This window comes from Streptomyces sp. CMB-StM0423, assembly GCF_002847285.1.
Classification (GTDB): Bacteria; Actinomycetota; Actinomycetes; order Streptomycetales; family Streptomycetaceae; genus Streptomyces.
Genome location: NZ_CP025407.1, coordinates 1,824,652 through 1,841,511, shown reverse-complemented (window position 1 = coordinate 1,841,511; position 16,860 = coordinate 1,824,652). Strand labels below are relative to the sequence as shown.

Here is a 16,860-nt window from a genome sequence, read left to right as displayed (position 1 = left end):
CCGAGGCGGTACGGTGGAGCGGAGAGGATCCGGATCCGAGGTCCTAGGAGGGAGCCACGCATGATTCTGCTCCGTCGCCTGCTGGGTGACGTGCTGCGCCGGCAGCGACAGCGCCAGGGCCGGACGCTGCGCGAGGTTTCCTCGTCAGCGCGTGTTTCCCTCGGCTATCTGTCGGAGGTCGAGCGAGGCCAGAAGGAAGCCTCCTCCGAGCTGCTCAACTCCATCTGTGAAGCCCTGGACGTGCGGATGTCCGAGCTGATGCGCGAGGTGAGCGGCGAGCTCGCCCTCGCGGAGCTGGCCGAGTCCGCGGCGGCCACCGAGCCGATTCCCGCCCCCGTGCGGTCGTTCACCGTGACCTCGGTGACGGGAATGCCCGACGAGCGAGTCACCATCAAGGCGCCCAAGGAGCCCGACCCCGTCGCGGCCTGAGCGTAGAGAGCCTGGCACGAGAGCCTGGTCCGCCCTCGGCGGAGCCGGGCTCTCGGCTTGCGTGTGCGGGCGTACGGGCCGCGGCCGCGGTCACCCGCCCGGCTGGCAGCGCGGGCACCAGTACGTCACCCGCTCGTCCGCCGTCTCCCCCTGCGCCCGTTTGCGCACCGCCGTCCCGCAGCGCAGGCACGGGCGCCCGCCGCGGCCGTAGACCCACAGCCGCCGGTCGGGGCGCCGGGAGGGCGTCGTCGTACGGGCCACGCGGTCCCGGTTCGCCTCCAGCAGCCGCTGCGCGGCGGCCACGAGCCGGCCGGGCTCGGAGAGCGCGGCGACCGGTGCGTACGGGCTGACGCCGGCGAGGAAGCACAGCTCCGACTTGTAGACGTTGCCGATCCCGGCGAGGTTGCGCTGGTCGAGCAGCGCCTCGCCGAGCGGGCGGGCGGGGTCGGCGAGCAGCCGGCGCTCCGCCTCCGCCGGGTCCCAGTCGGGGCCGAGGAGGTCGGGACCGAGGTGGCCGACGATCCGGTCCTCGGCGGCGGTGCGCAGCAGCTCCAGCACCGGCAGCCGGTAGCCGACCGCGGTGCGGTCGGCGTTGCCGAGGACGGCGCGGATCTGGTGGCCCGGCCCGCCGCGCCACCGCTCCCCGTCCGCGTACGTGATCCAGGCGCCCTCCATCCGCAGGTGCGAGTGGAGCGTCAGGCCGCCCTCGACGCGGGTCAGCAGGTGCTTGCCGCGCGGGACGACCTCGGTGACCTCGCGGCCGGTGAGGTCGGCCGTGGCCAGCTTGGGCACACGGAGGTCGCAGCGGGTCAGCCGGCGCCCCGCCAGCGCCTCGTGCAGCAGGCGGGCGGTGCGCCAGACGGTGTCTCCTTCGGGCACGTACCCCATCGTGCCAGGCGCTGGGCGTACGCCTCTGGCGTACCGGGTGGGGATAACCCCACCCTGGTCCGGGGCCTGCGCGGGCGGTGCCCGGGGTGCCGCGCGGGCCACGATGGGCGGCATGATGAGGACGGAAGAAGGAGGCGGGATGAGCAGGCCACGGCGGTATGCGACCGCGCTGGGGCGCGCCCTCGTGCTGGTGGCGCTCGCCCCGCTGGTGACCCTGGTGCAGGCCGTCATGCTCGCGTCGCTCGTGCTCGCCTTCGGCCTGGGGCTGATGTTCGTCTTCCCCTGGGCCGTCGGCCTCACCCGCGGCGTCGCCAACCTGGCGCGGACCGTGCAGGGCCGCTGGACGGGACGCCCGATCCCCGCGCCGTACCTGCCCGCGCCGCCGCATCCGCGGCCCGGTCCCGACGGGCGCTACCGGCACCTGGGCATCAGCTACCGCAGCCCCGCCCTGCCGGAGTTCTTCGAGCGCGTGCACCGGCTGCTGGCCGACCGCGCGACCTGGCGGGACACCCTGTGGCTGGTCGCCGACCCGGTCGTCGGCCTGGCGATGGCCGCGCTGCCGCTGATCGCCGTCGGCTACGGGGCGGCCGGCATGGCGCTGCCGCTGCTGTGGGACCCGTCGTACCCCGGGGACACCCTCGGGCACTACGCGGGCGTCGAGGTCGCCTCGCAGGGCACCGCCCTGGCGCTCGTGCCGGTGGGCGCGGCGCTCTTCGTGCTCGGGCTGTGGGCCGGACCGCGGGCGATGGCGCTGCACGCGCGCTGGACGCGGGCGGTGCTGGCGCCGACGCGGGCGTCGGAGCTGGCGCTGCAGGTCGCCGAGCTGGACCGGAAGCGTACGGCGGCCACCGACTGGCAGGCGGCGGAGGTGCGGCGCATCGAGCGGGACCTGCACGACGGGCCGCAGGCCCGGCTCGTCGCCCTCGGCATGACGGTCTCGGCGGCGGAGGAGCTGGTCGACGAGGACCCGGCGGCGGCGAAGGTCCTGCTGCGGCAGGCGCAGGAGTCGTCGTCCACGGTGCTGCAGGAGCTGCGCGGGCTGGTACGGGGCATCCACCCGCCGGTGCTCGCGGAGCGGGGGCTCGGGGACGCCGTACGGGCGCTGGCGCTGGACAGCGCGCTGGACGTACGGGTCGAGGTCGACCTGCACGGGCACCTGCCGGACCCGGTGCAGTCGGCGGCGTACTTCGCGGTGGCGGAGATCCTCGCCAACGCGGGCAAGCACGCGGGCGCGGACCGGGTGGACATCGACCTGTGGCACCGCGACGGCGTGCTGCGCGCGACGGTCACCGACGACGGGCGCGGGGGCGCGGTGCCGGTGACGGGCGGCGGGCTGCGGGGCGTGGAGCGGCGGATCAAGCCGTTCGACGGGGTGCTGGCGATCAGCAGCCCCGAGGGCGGGCCGACGACGGTGGCGGTGGAGATCCCGTGCCCGCTGGGGGAGGAGTGCTGCGAGCCGGACGCCGCCGCGCCCGGAGCGGCGCGGGGAGCGGCGGCCGGGCGCGGGGAGCTGTGGCTGACGGCGCTGGCACCGGTACTGTGTTCCGTCGCGCTGTTCCCGCAAGGGCTGGTCGCGGGGCTGCTGCTGATCTTCGGCACGGACAACAGGTCGTGGTTCCTGGCGCTGTACATGCCGGAGCCGCTGCGCTGGCCGACGGTGCTGGCGATGGTGGCGCTGGGCCTGAGCGGGGTGCCGCCGCTGCTGCGACGGTGGCGGAAGACCGGTGCGGCGCAGCAGTGCTGACGGGGGACGTGCGGCCGTCCCGGGTGACGGGGCGGAGAGGAGCGGGGTAGTGCGAGTCGTCCTGGCGGAGGACCAGTACCTGCTGCGGGACGGGCTGACGCGGCTGTTGCAGGCGCACGGCATGGAGATCTGCGCGGCGGTCGAGTCCGGGGACGAGCTGCTGGCGGCGCTGCGCGCCGAGCGACCGGACGTGGCGGTGGTCGACATCCGGCTGCCGCCGACCTTCACGGACGAGGGGCTGCAGGCGGCGCTGGCGGCCCGCCGGGAGCGGCCCGACCTGCCGGTGCTGATCCTGTCGCAGCACGTGGAGCAGTTGTACGCACGGGAGTTGCTGGCGGACGGCCGCGGGGCGGTGGGGTACCTGCTGAAGGACCGGGTGTTCGCGGCGCGGCAGTTCGTGGACTCGGTGCGGCGGGTGGCCGAGGGCGGCACGGCGATGGACCCGGAGGTCATCGCGAAGCTGCTGGCGAGCAACGCGCGGGACGAGCCGCTGCGGCGGCTGTCGCCGCGGGAGCGGGAGGTGCTGGCGGGGATGGCGGAGGGCCGCTCGAACGCGGCCATCGCGCGTCAGCTCTTCCTCTCCGAGGGCGCGGTGAGCAAGTACACGACGAGCATCTTCGCGAAGCTGGACCTGCCCCCGTCGGACGACGACAACCGCAGGGTGCGGGCGGTGCTGGCGTATCTGAACGGGCAGGTGGAGTAGGCCCGGAGCCCCTGCGGCGGGCCACGGCGGGTCCGGTTCGGCAGCGGGGTGCGCGAGTGCCTGCGGAGGGACACGGGTGGCGACGCCCGCGCTGCGCGGGCCGGGACGGCGGTCTCGACCGGGCCGCGGCGGCTGCACCGGGGGATGCGGCTGGGCCGAGTTCGGCCCGTGGGTGCCGGGCGCTGCCGCGGCGCGGAGCGCTTGGTGGGGCAGCAGTGGGCGCGGGCGCGCTGCGGCTGGGGAGCGCGCGCCTGCACCGCCGCCGGCGGCGGGCGGCGGTGGCCGCTCCCTGCCCGGCCGGGCCCGGCCACCGCTCTCGCTCTCAGGCGCGGATGCGCAGGCCGCGGGGGGTGGCCAGGAAGCCGGACTGCTCCAGGAGTGAGCCCAGGGGAGAGTCCAGGGCCGCGGTGGCGTTGATGCGCTCCACCGTCGCCGTACGGCCCAGGGCGCCGCCGCGGGCCGACGCCGCGAGCGCTTCTGCCGCGGCGGCGAGGCGGGGGTCGTCCGCCGGGGGCCAGGCCAGCAGCGTGCGGCCGCCGCGCTCCACGTACAGCGCGAGGTCGCCGTCGACCAGCACCACCAGCGCGCCGGCCTTGCGGCCTGGCTTGTGCGTCGTGCCGGGCGGGGGCTCGGGCCAGGGCAGGGCCGCCCCGTACGCGTTCGCCGGGTCCGCCGCGGCCAGCACCAGCGCCCGCTGCCCGCCGCGGCCGGCACCCCCGGCGCCGTACGCCCGTGGGCCGCCGCCGCGCGGGCGGGCGCCGCCCAGGGTGTGCCCGCCGTACGGACCCGCCGGGCCCTCCTCGGCCACGAAGCCGTCGTCCGCCGCCGCCCCCGCCGCCGCGGCCTCCACCGCCCCGCGCTCCCGCGCGGTGGCCACCGCCCGCAGCCGGTCCACCGCGCCGTCCATCGCGAACTGCGCGGCGCCCAGCCCCTCCACGACATATCCGCGGCGGGCCTGGCCCGTCTCCTCGAACGCCGACAGCACCCGGTACGCCGCCGAGAAGCCGCCCTCCACGCCCTCCGCCGACACCGCGCCGCGGGTGACGACTCCGTGCCGGTCGAGCAGCGTGCGGGCCAGCGCGTGCGCGCGGTGCGTGGTGTCCGCTTCGCGCTCGGGCAGCAGGGACCAGCGGCCGGAGACCGTCGGCGGCCCGTTCCGTGACGCCGTGCGCGCGGCGCCCGCGACCGCCAGGCTGCCGTAACGCCCGCGCGGCGTGGGCCGCTTCGCGCGGTGCGCGGTGGCGCCCGCGGTGCGGCCCGAGCCGAGGAGGGCCCGCAGCGGTCCCAGGGTGTCGTTCGTCAGCCGCCCGGACCAGGCCAGGTCCCAGACGGCGTCGGCGAGCTGCGCGTCGGTGGCGTCCGGGTGCGTCGCGCGCACCTGCTCGGCGATCTGCCGGAAGAAGAGCCCGTACCCGCCGGTCAGCGCGGTCAGCACCGCCTGGTGCAGCGGCGTGACCTCCAGCGGATGCGGCTCGTGCAGCAGCAGCGGGGCGGAGTCCGCCGGATACAGGGAGATCCAGCCGTCCTTGCCGGGCAGCGCACCTGCGCCGGCCCACACCACCTCGCCCGAGTTCGTCAGCTCGTCGAGCATCGTCGGTACGTACCCCGCGACCCGCGACGGCAGCACCAGCTTCTCCAGCGCCGACGCCGGCACCGGCGCGCCCTGCAGTTGCTCCACGGCCCGGACGAGGCCGTCCAGGCCGCGGAGGCTGTGCGTGCCCAGGTGCTGCCACTGCGGCAGGAACGCGGCGAGCGCGGCCGGGGCGACGGGCTCCAGTTCCTCCCGCAGCGCGGCCAGCGACCGGCGCCGCAGCCGCCGCAGCACCCCGGCGTCGCACCACTCCTGGCCGATGCCGGCCGGATGGAACTCGCCCTGTACGGTCCGGCCCGCCGCCGCCAGCCGGTGCAGCGCGCCGTCGGTGACCGCCGCACCCAGGCCGAAGCGCGCCGCGGCCTGCCCGGAGGTGAACGGGCCGTGCGTACGGGCGAAGCGCGCCAGCAGGTCGCCGAGCGGATCGGTCACCGGCTCGGTGAACGCCTCCGGCACGCCCACCGGCAGCGCCGTGCCCAGCGCGTCCCGCAGCCGGCCGGCGTCCTCGACGGCCGCCCAGTGCGCCGTCCCCGCAAGACGCACCCGGATCGCCCGGCGCGCGCCCTCCAGCTCCCGCACCCACGCCGGCTCCGCGCCGCGCTCCGCCAGCTCCTCGTCCGTCAGCGGCCCGAGCACGCGCAGCGCGTCCGCGACGCCCTCGGCGTCCTTGAGCCGCCGGTCGTCCGTACGCCACTGCAGCTCGCGCTCCAGCTCCGCCAGCACCTCGGCGTCCAGCAGCTCGCGCAGCTCCGCCTGCCCCAGCAGCTCGGCGAGCAGCCGGGAGTCCAGCGACAGCGCCGCGGCCCGGCGCTCGGCCAGCGGCGAGTCGCCCTCGTACAGGAACTGCGCCACGTAGCCGAAGAGCAGCGAGCGGGCGAACGGCGACGGCTCCTGCGTCGTCACCTCCACCAGCCGCACCCGGCGGTTCTCGACGTCGCCCATCAGCTCGGTGAGCCCCGGGACGTCGAAGACGTCCTGGAGGCACTCGCGCACCGCCTCCAGCACGATCGGGAACGAGCCGAACTCGCTCGCCACCTGGAGCAGTTGGGAGGCGCGCTGCCGCTGCTGCCACAGCGGGGTGCGCTTGCGCGGGTCGCGGCGGGGCAGCAGCAGCGCGCGGGCCGCGCACTCGCGGAACCGGGCGGCGAACAGCGCCGAGCCGCCCACCTGGTCGGTGACGACCTGGTCGACCTCGCCCTTGTCGAAGAGGACGTCGGCCGCGCCGACCGGCGACTGCCTGTCGTCCCCGGCCGCGTCCGCGGCAGTGCCGCCGCCCGCCGGGTCGACGTCGAGCAGGTCGAGGCCCATCAGATCGGTGTCGGGCAGCCGCAGCACGATGCCGTCGTCGGCGTGCATCACCTGGGCGTCCATCCCGTACCGCTCGGTGAGCCGGGCGCCGAGCGCCAGCGCCCACGGCGCGTGCACCTGCGCGCCGAACGGCGAGTGCACCACCACGCGCCAGTCGCCCAGCTCGTCCCGGAAGCGCTCCACGACGATCGTCCGGTCGTCCGGCACGTGCCCGCAGGCGGCGCGCTGCTCCTCCAGATACGCGATCACGTTCCCCGCGGCCCACGTGTCCAGCCCCGCCGCCCGCAGCCGCTCCTGCGCCGCCTGCCGGTCCATGCCGCTCAGCTCGCGCAGGAACGCGCCCAGCGCCCGCCCCAGCTCCAGCGGCCGTCCCAACTGGTCGCCCTTCCAGAACGGCAGCCGGCCCGGCACCCCGGGGGCGGGGGAGACCAGCACCCGGTCCCGGGTGATGTCCTCGATGCGCCACGACGTCGTGCCGAGCGTGAAGACGTCCCCGATCCGGGACTCGTAGACCATCTCCTCGTCCAGCTCGCCGACCCGCCCGCCGCCCTTCTTCGGGTCGGCCCCGGCGAGGAAGACGCCGAAGAGGCCGCGGTCCGGGATCGTGCCGCCGGAGGTGACGGCGAGCCGCTGCGCGCCCGGGCGGCCCTTGACCGTCTGTGCCACCCGGTCCCACACGAGGCGCGGGCGCAGCTCGGCGAAGGCGTCGGAGGGATAGCGCCCGGCGAGCATGTCGAGCACGGCGGTGAACGCCGACTCCGGCAGCGCCGCGAACGGCGCCGCCCGCCGCACCAGTGCCAGCAGCTCCTCCACGTCCCACACGTCCATGGACGTCATCGCGACGATCTGCTGCGCCAGCACGTCCAGCGGGTTGGCCGGGATCCGCAGCGCCTCGATGGCGCCCTCGCGCATCCGCTCCGTGACCACCGCCGACTGCACCAGGTCACCGCGGTACTTGGGGAAGACCACGCCGCGCGAGACCGCACCCACCTGGTGCCCCGCGCGGCCCACCCGCTGCAGCCCGGACGCCACCGACGGCGGCGACTCGACCTGCACCACCAGGTCCACCGCGCCCATGTCGATGCCCAGCTCCAGGCTGGAGGTGGCGACCACCGCGGGCAGCCGCCCCGCCTTCAGGTCCTCCTCCACCTGCGCCCGCTGCTCCTTGGAGACCGAGCCGTGGTGCGCGCGGGCGATCACCGCGGGCGCACCCTGCGCCGCGCCGGACTGGGCCATGATCTCGGCCGGCGGCGGCGCGTCCTCCGCCATCGGCTCGCCGGCCGCGCGCTCGTACGCGATCTCGTTCAGCCTGTTGCACAGCCGCTCCGCGAGCCGGCGGGAGTTGGCGAAGACGATCGTCGAGCGGTGCTCCTCCACCAGGTCGGCGATCCGCTCCTCCACATGCGGCCAGATGGATGGCCGGTCGGCCCCCGCGCCGTCGTCCTGCGCGGGTGAGCCGCCCAGCTCGCCCATGTCCTCGACGGGCACGACCACCGACAGGTCGAACCGCTTCTCCGACGGCGGCTGTACGACCTCCACCCGCCGCCCGGGGGACAGGAACCGCGCCACCTCCTCCACCGGCCGGACCGTGGCCGACAGGCCGATGCGGCGCGCGGGCCGCGGCAGCAACTCGTCCAGCCGCTCCAGGGAGAGCGCCAGGTGGGCGCCGCGCTTGGTGCCCGCCACAGCGTGCACCTCGTCCAGGATCACGGTCTCCACGCCGGCCAGCGCGTCCCGCGAGGCGGACGTCAGCATCAGGAACAGCGACTCGGGCGTGGTGATGAGGATGTCCGGCGGGCGGTTGGCGATCGAGCGGCGCTCGGCGGCGGGCGTGTCACCGGAGCGGATCGCGACCCGCACCTCCGGCTCCGGCCGGCCGAGGCGGACCGCCTCCTGGCGGATGCCCGTGAGCGGGCTGCGCAGGTTCCGCTCGACGTCCACGGCCAGCGCCTTCAGCGGCGACACGTACAGCACGCGGCAGCGCTTGCGCGCCTCCGCGGGCGGCGGGGCGGAGGTCAGCCCGTCGAGCGCGGAGAGGAACGCCGCCAGCGTCTTGCCCGAGCCCGTGGGCGCCACGACCAGCACGTCGGAGCCCTCGCCCAGCGCCTGCCAGGCGCCCTCCTGGGCCGCCGTGGGCGCGGCGAAGGCACCCTCGAACCACGCCCGCGTCGCCGGGTCGAACGTCTCCAGCACCGATCTCGCCATGTGAACCATCGTGCACCCGACCACTGACACCCAGCACACTTGTCCCATGGGGTCGCGCACGGCGCGGGCGTCGGGCGACGCCGATCGCGAGTGGGCCCGGCACTGGCGCTACACCAGCCTGCCCGGCCTCGACCTGCTGCGCGCCCGCTACGTCGGGCACACCTTCCCCACCCACTCCCACGACGGCTATGTCTTCGGCGCCGTCACCGCGGGCGTGGAGGCCGTCGGCATGCCCGACGGCACGCTCCTCGCCGGCCCCGGGACCGTCGTCATGATCAACCCCGAGGTGCCGCACACGGCCCGCGCGGGCGCCGAGGAGGGCTGGTCGTACGCGACGCTCTACCCGACCGCGGGCCTGGTCGCCGAGGTGGCGGCGGAGGTCACCGCCATCGGCGGCACCGCGGGCTTCGGCGAGACCATGGTCGACGACCCCGGCGGCGCCCGCCTCATCACCGAGGTGCACCGCGCCGCGGAGGAGGACAACCCGCTGGCCGCCGACAGCGTGCTGCGCGTCGTGCTGGCCCGCCTGCTGCGCCGCCACGGTGCGCGGCTCCCGGGGCGCGTGGTGGCGTCCGCGGGCGCGCGGACCGCGGCGCGGGCGCGGGCGGTGCTGTACGAGCGGATGGCGGCGCCGCCGACGCTGGAGGCGCTGGCGGCGGAGCTGGGCACGTCCCCGTTCGCGCTGCTGCGGGCCTTCAAGGAGGCGTACGGCACGCCGCCGCACCGCTGGCTGACCGACGCCCGGGTACGGCGTGCGCGGCGGCTGCTGGACGAGGGGCTGCGGCCGTCGGAGGCGGCGGTGACCGTGGGGTTCACCGACCAGCCGCATCTGAACCGGCACTTCACCCGCATCGTCGGTGTGCCCCCGGGCGCGTACCAGCGGGAGCGGGCGGGCTGAGCGGGCCGCGCGCGTGGCGGGGTCACACGGGCGGGGTGGCGCAAGAACGTACAAGACCGGTCGCACCCCGGCCGCATAACGTCCGGCGCATGGCCACAGAAGCACAGCCTCCGTCCACCGCAGAGCCCGCGCCCGAGGACCGCGCCGCCCTGCGCGACGGGCTCGGGGTCGGGGTCGCCGTCGGGCTCTCCGGGTTCGCGTTCGGCGTCACCGCGGCCGGTGCCGGGCTCAGCGCCGCGCAGGCGTGCGCCATGAGCCTGCTGATCTTCACCGGCGCCTCGCAGTTCGCCCTCGCCGGTGCGGTGGCCGCGGGCGGCGGCCCGTTCGCCGCCGCGGCCGGGGCCTTCTTCCTCGGTGTACGGAACGCGTTCTACGGGCTCCGCCTCGCGCCCATGCTCCGGCTGCCCCGGGCGCTGCGGCCGCTCGCCGCCCAGTGGGTCATCGACGAGACGGCCGTCGTCACCATCGCCCAGTCCACCCGCCGCGGCCAGCGCATCGGCTTCGTCGTCACCGGACTCACCCTGTACGTCTGCTGGAACGTGACCACCCTCGTCGGCGTGCTCGGCGCCGAGGCGATCGGCGACACCGCCGCCTGGGGCCTGGACGCGGCCGGGCCCGCGGTGTTCCTGGCGCTGGTGGGGCCGATGCTGACGGGGACCGTGGAGCGGGCCACCGCCCTCGTCGCCGTCGCGCTCGTCCTCGGCACGCTGCCGGCGCTGCCCGCCGGGACGCCGGTGCTGGTCGCCGCGCTGGCGGCGCCGCTGGTGCTGGCGCTGTACGGCAGGCGCACGCGCGGGCGCGCGCAGGGTGATTCCCCGGACCGTACGGACGGGGCGGACGCGCACGAGGCGGAGGGCGCCGCGTGACCACCTGGCTCGCGATCGGGCTGACCTTCGCCGGCTGCTACGCGGCCAAGCTGCTCGGCCTCTCCGTGCCCTCGGGCGCCCTGGAGCGCCCCCTCGTCCGGCGCCTGGCCGCCCTGCTGCCCGTCGCCCTGCTGGCGGCGCTCACCGCGCAGCAGACCTTCGCCGACGGCGCCACGCTGGTCCTCGACGCCCGCGCCGCGGGGCTGGCGGCGGCCGGTGCCGCGCTGCTGCTGCGGGCGCCGTTCCTGGTCGTGGTGGCCGCCGCGGTGGTCGTGACCGCGGCGGTACGGGCCGTGGCCGGCTGACCGACCCCGGGGCGGCGCGGGCCGACAGGGGCCGGTGCCCGCGCCCGCCCCGGCCTCCGCCGCACGCCCATGCCCGCCCCGTACGCCCCCCACCCCGCCCGCGCGCCCTCAGATCCGCCCGTACGCCCGCAGCGTCAGCAGCGCCTCCAGCGTCGCCAGCGGCCGCGCCTCCAGCTCCGCCCCCGGCGACCAGCGCCGCCATGCCACCGGCCAGCCGCCGTCCGCCCGCTGGTTCGCCGCCAGGAAGTCCAGCGACCGCGCCATCTCCGCGTCGCTGAACCACCGCCGCGCCAGTGACGCCGGCCGCCGGGCGAAGTCGTGCGGGTGGTAGTGCTCGCCCGGCGCGTGGCCCTCCGCGGCCGGCTCCGCGTCCGCCCGGGCAGGGTCCAGCAGCACCAGCCGCTCGGCGCGCACCAGCCGGCCCAGCCGGTCCGCGGCGGCCTCGGCGCGTCGCCGGTCGGGCACGTGGTCGAGGAAGGCGACCGCGGCCTCCGCCTCGTACGGACGGCTGCCGCGCAGTGTCTCCACGGCGTGCCAGCAGAAGTCGGTGGCGCGGAAGAGCCAGGCGTGCCAGATGTCGTTGCGGTGCAGCAGCCCCACGACCGGCGCGGTGGTCAGCAGCGCGCTCGGCGGGTCCGCGGGCACCGGCAGCCACGGCGCGGCCGGATAGCCGCGCAGCGAGGGGTGCACGGCGGGCAGGGCGCCGTCGTGGTTGGAGACGGCGGTCAGATACCGGCAGACGTCCTCGGCCCGGCGGCCGGTGCAGCGGCCGAGGGAGTCGAGGACCCGCAGCGCGTGCGCGGTATGCAGCGGCTGGCTGCCGGGACCGCGCAGGTCGGGGTCCAGGGCGTGCCCGAAGCCGCCGTCGGCGTTCCGGTACGCCTCCAGCGCCTTCTCCACCCCGTCCGCGTCGGCGCCGCCGGGCACGAAGTGGTGGGCGAACCGGCGCTGCTCCAGCACACGGGCGGTCAGCCAGATGAACTCTGCGGCGCGGACCTGCGGGGAGTCAGCCATGGGGCGACGTTACGAGCACGGCGGGGCCGACCGGGAGGCCAACGGGCCGGGAGCACTCTCAGGTGCACGTACGCGCGGGATAATGGACGCATGCGGTTGACGGTCTTCTGGCAGCGGATGCGCGACTACTTCGGCGAGCCCTACGTCGACTCCTTCGCCCGCGACCACGTGATGTCCGAGCTGGGCGGGCGTACGGTCCGCGAGGCGCTGGACGCCGGGTGGGACGCGCGCGACGTCTGGCGCGGGGTGTGCGCGGCGATGGACATCCCGGCGGAGATGCGCTGACGCCGCCGGGGCGGAAGTCGGCCACACTGTTCGTCCATGGCTGCATCATCGGCTGCTTCCGACGGCACCGCTCGCGCACGAGAGACACCACCCGTCCCGGACGCCCGCACCGCGCCGGACGCCCAGGACGCCCCGTCCACGCCCGGCACGCCCCCCGGCGACGGCACCCCGCCCGCGAGCCCCCGCGAGCGCATGCCTCCCTGGCTGCCCCGCGCGATCGTCCTCGCGCTGGCCCTGTTCGCCTGCTTCCACGTCGCGGAGTGGGCCTTCCACGAGCTGTACGGGCTGCTGCTCAACATCCTGGTGGCGTTCTTCATCGGCCTGGCCTGCGAGCCCGCCGTCGACCGGCTCGCCGCCCGCGGCATGCGCCGCGGCGCCGCCACCGCGCTGGTCTTCCTCGGGGTGCTGGTGGCCGCCGCGGCGTTCGTCGCCGCCCTCGGCTCGCTGGTCGCCGACCAGGTCCGGCTGATCGTCGAGAACTTCCCGGACTACGTCGAGTCCCTCGTCGAGTGGATCAACGAGCAGTTCGGCACCGAGCTGCGCGTGGACGACCTCCAGCAGGACTTCCTGAAGTCCGAGGTCGTACGCGACTACCTGCAGCGCAGCGCCGACAACGTATGGGGCATCTCCACCACCGTCCTCGGCGGCCTCTTCACCGCGCTGACCGTGGTGCTGTTCGCCTTCTACTTCACCGCCGAGGGCCCGCGGCTGCGCCGCGCGATCTGCTCCGTACTGCCGCCGGCACGGCAGACCGAGGTGCTGCGCGCCTGGGAGATCGCGGTCGCCAAGACCGGCGGCTACCTCTACTCGCGCGGCCTGATGGCGATCGTCTCGGGCATCGCGCACTACATCGCGATGCTGCTGCTGGACGTGCCGTACGCGCCCGCGCTCGCGGTGTGGGTGGGGGTGGTCTCGCAGTTCGTGCCGACCGTGGGCACGTACATCGCCGGGGCGCTGCCGATCCTGCTGGCGTTCACCGTCGGGCCGTGGACGGCGGTGTGGCTGATCGGGTTCGTGATCCTGTACCAGCAGTTGGAGAACTACCTGCTGCAGCCGCGGATCACCGCGAAGACGGTGAACATACACCCCGCCGTGGCCTTCGGCTCGGTCATCGCGGGGGCCGCGCTGCTGGGCGCCGTCGGTGCCCTGATCGCGATCCCGGCGACCGCGACGCTGCAGGCGTTCCTCTCCGCGTACGTACGCCGCTACGAGGTCGACGCCCGCGTCCAGGAGGAGCGCCCCCTGCGCCGCCGCGGCCCGGCCCGGCTGGCCCGGATCCGCGCGCTGCTGCGCCACCCCGGGGCACCACCCGGCGCACCACCCGGCGCGAACCCCGACCGGGAGGCCGCGGAGTCCGGCGACGCACCCCGCGCGCCCTAATCGCCCCCCTGCACGCCGCCCTCCGGCGCCGTGCGCGGCACCGCGATCGTCACCCGGAGCCCCTCCGGCTCGTTGCGTTCATACGAGATACGTCCCCCGCCCGCCGCCAGCAGCGCCCGGGCGATGGACAGCCCCAGACCCGAGCCGGAGACGTTCTGATGCCGTCCGCTGCGCCAGAAGCGGTCGCCGACGCGGCCCAGCTCCTCGTCGGTGAGCCCCGGCCCGCCGTCGGCGACGGCGACCGTCACCTCGTCGCCGGCGGTGTCCACCCGCACCTCCACCTCGCCGCACCGCGGCGAGAACTTCACGGCGTTGTCCACCACCGCGTCCAGCGCGCTGGACAGCGCCACCTCGTCCGCCCAGCCGGTCACGGCCGTGGCGCCGGACAGGAACAGCCGTACGTCGTTTCCCTCGGCCAGCGGACGCCAGCTCGCGACCCGCTCCGCCGCCAGCCGGGCCACGTCGGTCACCCGCAGGTCGGCGGGGGAGTGCTCGGCCAGCGCCAGATCCAGCAGGTCGTCCAGCACCCGCGCCAGCCGGGTGCCCTCCGCCTGCACCGACTCGATCTCCGCCGCGGCCTGCGGCGCCTCAAGCCGCAGCAGCTCGATGCGCAGCAGCAGCGCGGACAGCGGGTTGCGCAGTTGGTGGGAGGCGTCCGCGACGAAGGTGCGCTGCTGCTCCAGGACGTCCTCGACGTTGTCGGCCATCTCGTTGAAGGACCCCGCGAGCCGGCGCAGCTCCGGCGGCCCGCCGGCGGCGGCGACGCGGGACTTCAGCCGGCCGGTGGCGATGTCGTGGGCGGCCTTGTCGAGTACGCGCACGGGCTTGAGCACCCAGCCGGTCAGCCGGTACGCCGCCGCCACCGCGACCGTCATCGCGGCGGCGATGCCCGCTCCGAGCCACAGCCAGCCGGTGAGCGTCCGCGAGCGCATGGCCCCGGTGGGCGAGTCGGTGACCACGACGGCGACCACGTCCCCGTCCCGTACGACCGGGGAGGCGACGGTCAGCCGGTCGTCCTGCCAGGGCCAGACCTGCGGGGGGTCGTGGCTGCGGCGGCCCGCCAGGGACTCCGAGAAGGCCCGGTCGCCCTCGGCGCGGGCCATGGCCCGCCAGCCGGTGGGGGCGGCGGCCATCGCGGCGCGGTCGCGGTAGTAGACGCCGGCGCGGATGCCGTAGAGGTCGTGGTACCGGTGCAGCTCCTCCTGGAGCGCGCGCAGCCGCTCGTCCTCGGCCGGCGGGCGGGCCTCATTGCGGGAGGCGACGTACTGCGCGAGGGAGGCGAAGCGGGCGGTGTCGTCGATCCGGTCCACGATCACCCGCTGCTGCTCCTGCCCGGCGATGCGGTCGGCCAGCGGGAAGCCGAGCGCGAGCAGCACGCCGGCCATGAGCACGATGAGCAGGGGGAGCAGACGGGTACGCATAGGGAGAGGGCCTCAGCCGGCCGGCGGGGGCACGAGGCGATAGCCGACGCCGCGCACGGTCTCGATGAGCGCGGGCAGGCCGAGCTTGCTGCGCAGGGAGGCGATGTGGACCTCCAGGGTCCGGCCCGTACCCTCCCAACTGCTGCGCCACACCTCGCTGATGATCTGCTCCCGCCGGAACACCACCCCGGGGCGCGCCGCGAGCAGCGCGAGCAGGTCGAACTCCTTGCGGGTGAGCTGTACTTCCGCGCCGCCGACGCTGACCCGGCGGGAGTGGGGCTCCAGCGTCACCGGGCCCACGACGACCAGCGGCGCCACGGGATCGTCGGCCCGCTCGCCGGCCGCGGCAGGACCCGTGCCGCCGGGCCCCGCGGCGGGCTCGGGCTCGGCCGCCGCGGTGCGCCGGGCGACGGCGTGCACGCGCGCGAGGAGTTCGCCCGTGTCGTACGGCTTGACGACATAGTCGTCGGCACCCAGGTTGAGCCCATGGATCCGGGACCGGACGTCGGAGCGTGCGGTCACCATGATTACGGGAGTGCCGGTCAGCTTGCGGATACGTCCGCACACCTCGAAGCCGTCCTGGTCCGGCAGCCCCAGGTCCAGCAGCACCACGTCGAACGGGGCCAGCTCGCTGTGCAGCAGCTCCTGCAGCGCCTCCTGGCCGCTGTGTGCCATGCCCACCTCGAAGCCGTGCCGGGCCAGCACCGCGGAGAGCGCGGTGGCCACGTGGTCGTCGTCCTCGACGAGCAGCAGCCTCATCAGCCCTCCCGTTCCTTCTCTCGCGTATCGTCTCAGCCTGTACAGGAATACAGGCGGATGCGGCCCTGCCGCGTCAAGTCCGGCCAGGTCACCCAGCGGTTTCCGTTGTGTGACAGGTACGTCGAGCGGCGTCCCGATTCCATCCATTGTGTCCGATTGCAGCCGGATCGTTATGCTCAATTTCCCCTCAGATGTGATGACGCTGGTCGCGGCTGCTCACTAAGGTCCAGGCAACCGAAAAGGACGGAGCAAGACGCGGATGACCGAGGTTTCGATGGCCAAGGACGCCGTCCCCGCAGCGGGCGAACCGCTGGTCGTGCTGGACAACGTCAACAAGCATTTCGGTGCGCTCCACGTGCTCCAGGACATCGACCTGACGATCGCGCGCGGCGAGGTCGTCGTCGTCATCGGGCCGTCCGGGTCCGGGAAGTCCACGCTGTGCCGGGCGATCAACCGGCTGGAGCCCATCGACTCCGGCCGCATCACGCTGGACGGCAAGCCCTTGCCCGACGAGGGCCGTGAGCTGGCGAAGCTCCGCGCCGACGTGGGCATGGTCTTCCAGTCCTTCAACCTCTTCGCCCACAAGACCGTGCTGCAGAACGTGATGCTCGGGCAGATCAAGGTCCGCAAGAAGGACAAGGCGGCCGCGGAGACCTCCGCCAGGGCCCTGCTTGACCGGGTGGGCGTCGGCAACCAGGCGGACAAGTACCCCGCGCAGCTTTCGGGCGGCCAGCAGCAGCGGGTGGCGATCGCCCGCGCGCTGGCGATGGAGCCCAAGGTGATGCTCTTCGACGAGCCCACCTCGGCCCTCGACCCCGAGATGATCAACGAGGTGCTGGAGGTAATGCAGCAACTCGCCCGGGACGGTATGACTATGGTCGTCGTCACGCACGAGATGGGCTTCGCCCGCTCGGCGGCGAACCGGGTGGTCTTCATGTCCGACGGCCAGATCGTGGAGGAGACGACCCCCGACCAGTTCTTCACCAACCCTCGCAGCGACCGGGCGAAGGACTTCCTGTCGAAGATCCTGCACCACTGAGCTGCCGGCAACACACCAGACAGAA

14 protein-coding genes are annotated in these 16,860 nt (G+C 75.3%); 9 read left to right on the top strand and 5 right to left on the bottom strand.

Annotated elements, in window-relative coordinates:
* The first annotated feature begins 60 nt into the window (after positions 1-60).
* Positions 61-429: a helix-turn-helix domain-containing protein gene (locus CXR04_RS07720; RefSeq protein WP_101421126.1), complete on the top strand. Its 369-nt coding sequence runs from the start codon at positions 61-63 to the stop codon at positions 427-429.
* 90 nt (positions 430-519) lie between these two features.
* Here the strand turns inward: CXR04_RS07720 and CXR04_RS07715 are convergent, their stop codons facing one another.
* Complete coding sequence (locus CXR04_RS07715) at positions 520-1,308, bottom strand: Fpg/Nei family DNA glycosylase (RefSeq protein ID WP_101426248.1); 789 nt, start codon at positions 1,306-1,308, stop codon at positions 520-522.
* A 148-nt stretch (positions 1,309-1,456) separates the two neighbouring features.
* Here CXR04_RS07715 and CXR04_RS07710 point away from each other — a divergent pair, with 148 nt between their 5' ends.
* The gene (locus CXR04_RS07710) at positions 1,457-3,061 is read left to right on the top strand and encodes a sensor histidine kinase (RefSeq protein WP_101421125.1); all 1,605 of its coding nucleotides are present in this window, start codon (positions 1,457-1,459) and stop codon (positions 3,059-3,061) included.
* A 49-nt stretch (positions 3,062-3,110) separates the two neighbouring features.
* A complete protein-coding gene (locus CXR04_RS07705; RefSeq protein ID WP_101421124.1) occupies positions 3,111-3,764 on the top strand; it encodes a response regulator transcription factor in 654 nt (217 codons plus the stop codon).
* A gap of 322 nt (positions 3,765-4,086) precedes the next feature.
* Here CXR04_RS07705 and CXR04_RS07700 read toward each other — a convergent pair whose 3' ends face one another.
* A complete protein-coding gene (locus CXR04_RS07700; protein WP_101421123.1) occupies positions 4,087-8,868 on the bottom strand; it encodes an ATP-dependent helicase in 4,782 nt (1,593 codons plus the stop codon).
* A 46-nt stretch (positions 8,869-8,914) separates the two neighbouring features.
* Here CXR04_RS07700 and CXR04_RS07695 point away from each other — a divergent pair, with 46 nt between their 5' ends.
* The 3 genes from CXR04_RS07695 (at position 8,915) to CXR04_RS07685 (ending at position 10,937) form a co-directional block, all read left to right on the top strand.
* Positions 8,915-9,766 (top strand): AraC family transcriptional regulator, encoded by an 852-nt coding sequence (locus tag CXR04_RS07695; protein ID WP_101421122.1) that lies wholly within the window; start codon positions 8,915-8,917, stop codon positions 9,764-9,766.
* Between the two features lie 89 nt (positions 9,767-9,855).
* Positions 9,856-10,632 (top strand): AzlC family ABC transporter permease, encoded by a 777-nt coding sequence (locus CXR04_RS07690; protein ID WP_101421121.1) that lies wholly within the window; start codon positions 9,856-9,858, stop codon positions 10,630-10,632.
* Positions 10,629-10,937, top strand: a complete 309-nt coding sequence (locus CXR04_RS07685; RefSeq protein ID WP_101421120.1) for an AzlD domain-containing protein — start codon at positions 10,629-10,631, stop codon at positions 10,935-10,937. Before CXR04_RS07690 ends, CXR04_RS07685 begins: the two co-directional genes overlap by 4 nt.
* Positions 10,938-11,045: 108 nt before the next feature.
* On the opposite strand, the gene CXR04_RS07680 is transcribed toward CXR04_RS07685, so the two are convergent.
* Positions 11,046-11,951: a hypothetical protein gene (locus CXR04_RS07680; RefSeq protein WP_101421119.1), complete on the bottom strand. Its 906-nt coding sequence runs from the start codon at positions 11,949-11,951 to the stop codon at positions 11,046-11,048.
* Positions 11,952-12,041: 90 nt separating this feature from the next.
* Here CXR04_RS07680 and CXR04_RS07675 point away from each other — a divergent pair, with 90 nt between their 5' ends.
* A complete protein-coding gene (locus tag CXR04_RS07675) occupies positions 12,042-12,236 on the top strand; it encodes a DUF3046 domain-containing protein (RefSeq protein ID WP_027752675.1) in 195 nt (64 codons plus the stop codon).
* A 192-nt stretch (positions 12,237-12,428) separates the two neighbouring features.
* On the top strand, positions 12,429-13,616 hold the full coding sequence (locus CXR04_RS07670) for an AI-2E family transporter (RefSeq protein WP_101421118.1): 1,188 nt from the start codon (positions 12,429-12,431) through the stop codon (positions 13,614-13,616).
* Here CXR04_RS07670 and CXR04_RS07665 read toward each other — a convergent pair.
* On the bottom strand, positions 13,613-15,037 hold the full coding sequence (locus tag CXR04_RS07665) for a HAMP domain-containing sensor histidine kinase (protein WP_101421117.1): 1,425 nt from the start codon (positions 15,035-15,037) through the stop codon (positions 13,613-13,615). The genes CXR04_RS07670 and CXR04_RS07665 overlap by 4 nt on opposite strands.
* Positions 15,038-15,049: 12 nt before the next feature.
* Positions 15,050-15,796, bottom strand: coding sequence for a response regulator transcription factor (locus CXR04_RS07660; protein WP_101421116.1), 747 nt, complete (start codon positions 15,794-15,796; stop codon positions 15,050-15,052).
* 259 nt (positions 15,797-16,055) lie between these two features.
* Here CXR04_RS07660 and CXR04_RS07655 point away from each other — a divergent pair, with 259 nt between their 5' ends.
* Positions 16,056-16,835 carry an amino acid ABC transporter ATP-binding protein gene (locus CXR04_RS07655; RefSeq protein ID WP_101421115.1) on the top strand — a complete coding sequence of 260 codons (780 nt, stop codon included), beginning with the start codon at positions 16,056-16,058 and terminating at the stop codon, positions 16,833-16,835.
* Positions 16,836-16,860: the final 25 nt, after the last annotated feature.

Bases quoted from the DNA above. Each gene is read 5' to 3' on its own strand.
- CXR04_RS07660 (WP_101421116.1), bottom strand. From the start codon at position 15,796: ATGAGGCTGCTGCTCGTCGAGGACGACGACCACGTGGCCACCGCGCTC.
- CXR04_RS07710 (WP_101421125.1), top strand. From the start codon at position 1,457: ATGAGCAGGCCACGGCGGTATGCGACCGCGCTGGGGCGCGCCCTCGTG.
- CXR04_RS07690 (WP_101421121.1), top strand. From the start codon at position 9,856: ATGGCCACAGAAGCACAGCCTCCGTCCACCGCAGAGCCCGCGCCCGAG.
- CXR04_RS07720 (WP_101421126.1), top strand. From the start codon at position 61: ATGATTCTGCTCCGTCGCCTGCTGGGTGACGTGCTGCGCCGGCAGCGA.
- CXR04_RS07680 (WP_101421119.1), bottom strand. From the start codon at position 11,951: ATGGCTGACTCCCCGCAGGTCCGCGCCGCAGAGTTCATCTGGCTGACC.
- CXR04_RS07695 (WP_101421122.1), top strand. From the start codon at position 8,915: ATGGGGTCGCGCACGGCGCGGGCGTCGGGCGACGCCGATCGCGAGTGG.
- CXR04_RS07700 (WP_101421123.1), bottom strand. From the start codon at position 8,868: ATGGCGAGATCGGTGCTGGAGACGTTCGACCCGGCGACGCGGGCGTGG.
- CXR04_RS07665 (WP_101421117.1), bottom strand. From the start codon at position 15,037: ATGCGTACCCGTCTGCTCCCCCTGCTCATCGTGCTCATGGCCGGCGTG.
- CXR04_RS07675 (WP_027752675.1), top strand. From the start codon at position 12,042: ATGCGGTTGACGGTCTTCTGGCAGCGGATGCGCGACTACTTCGGCGAG.
- CXR04_RS07655 (WP_101421115.1), top strand. From the start codon at position 16,056: ATGACCGAGGTTTCGATGGCCAAGGACGCCGTCCCCGCAGCGGGCGAA.
- CXR04_RS07670 (WP_101421118.1), top strand. From the start codon at position 12,429: ATGCCTCCCTGGCTGCCCCGCGCGATCGTCCTCGCGCTGGCCCTGTTC.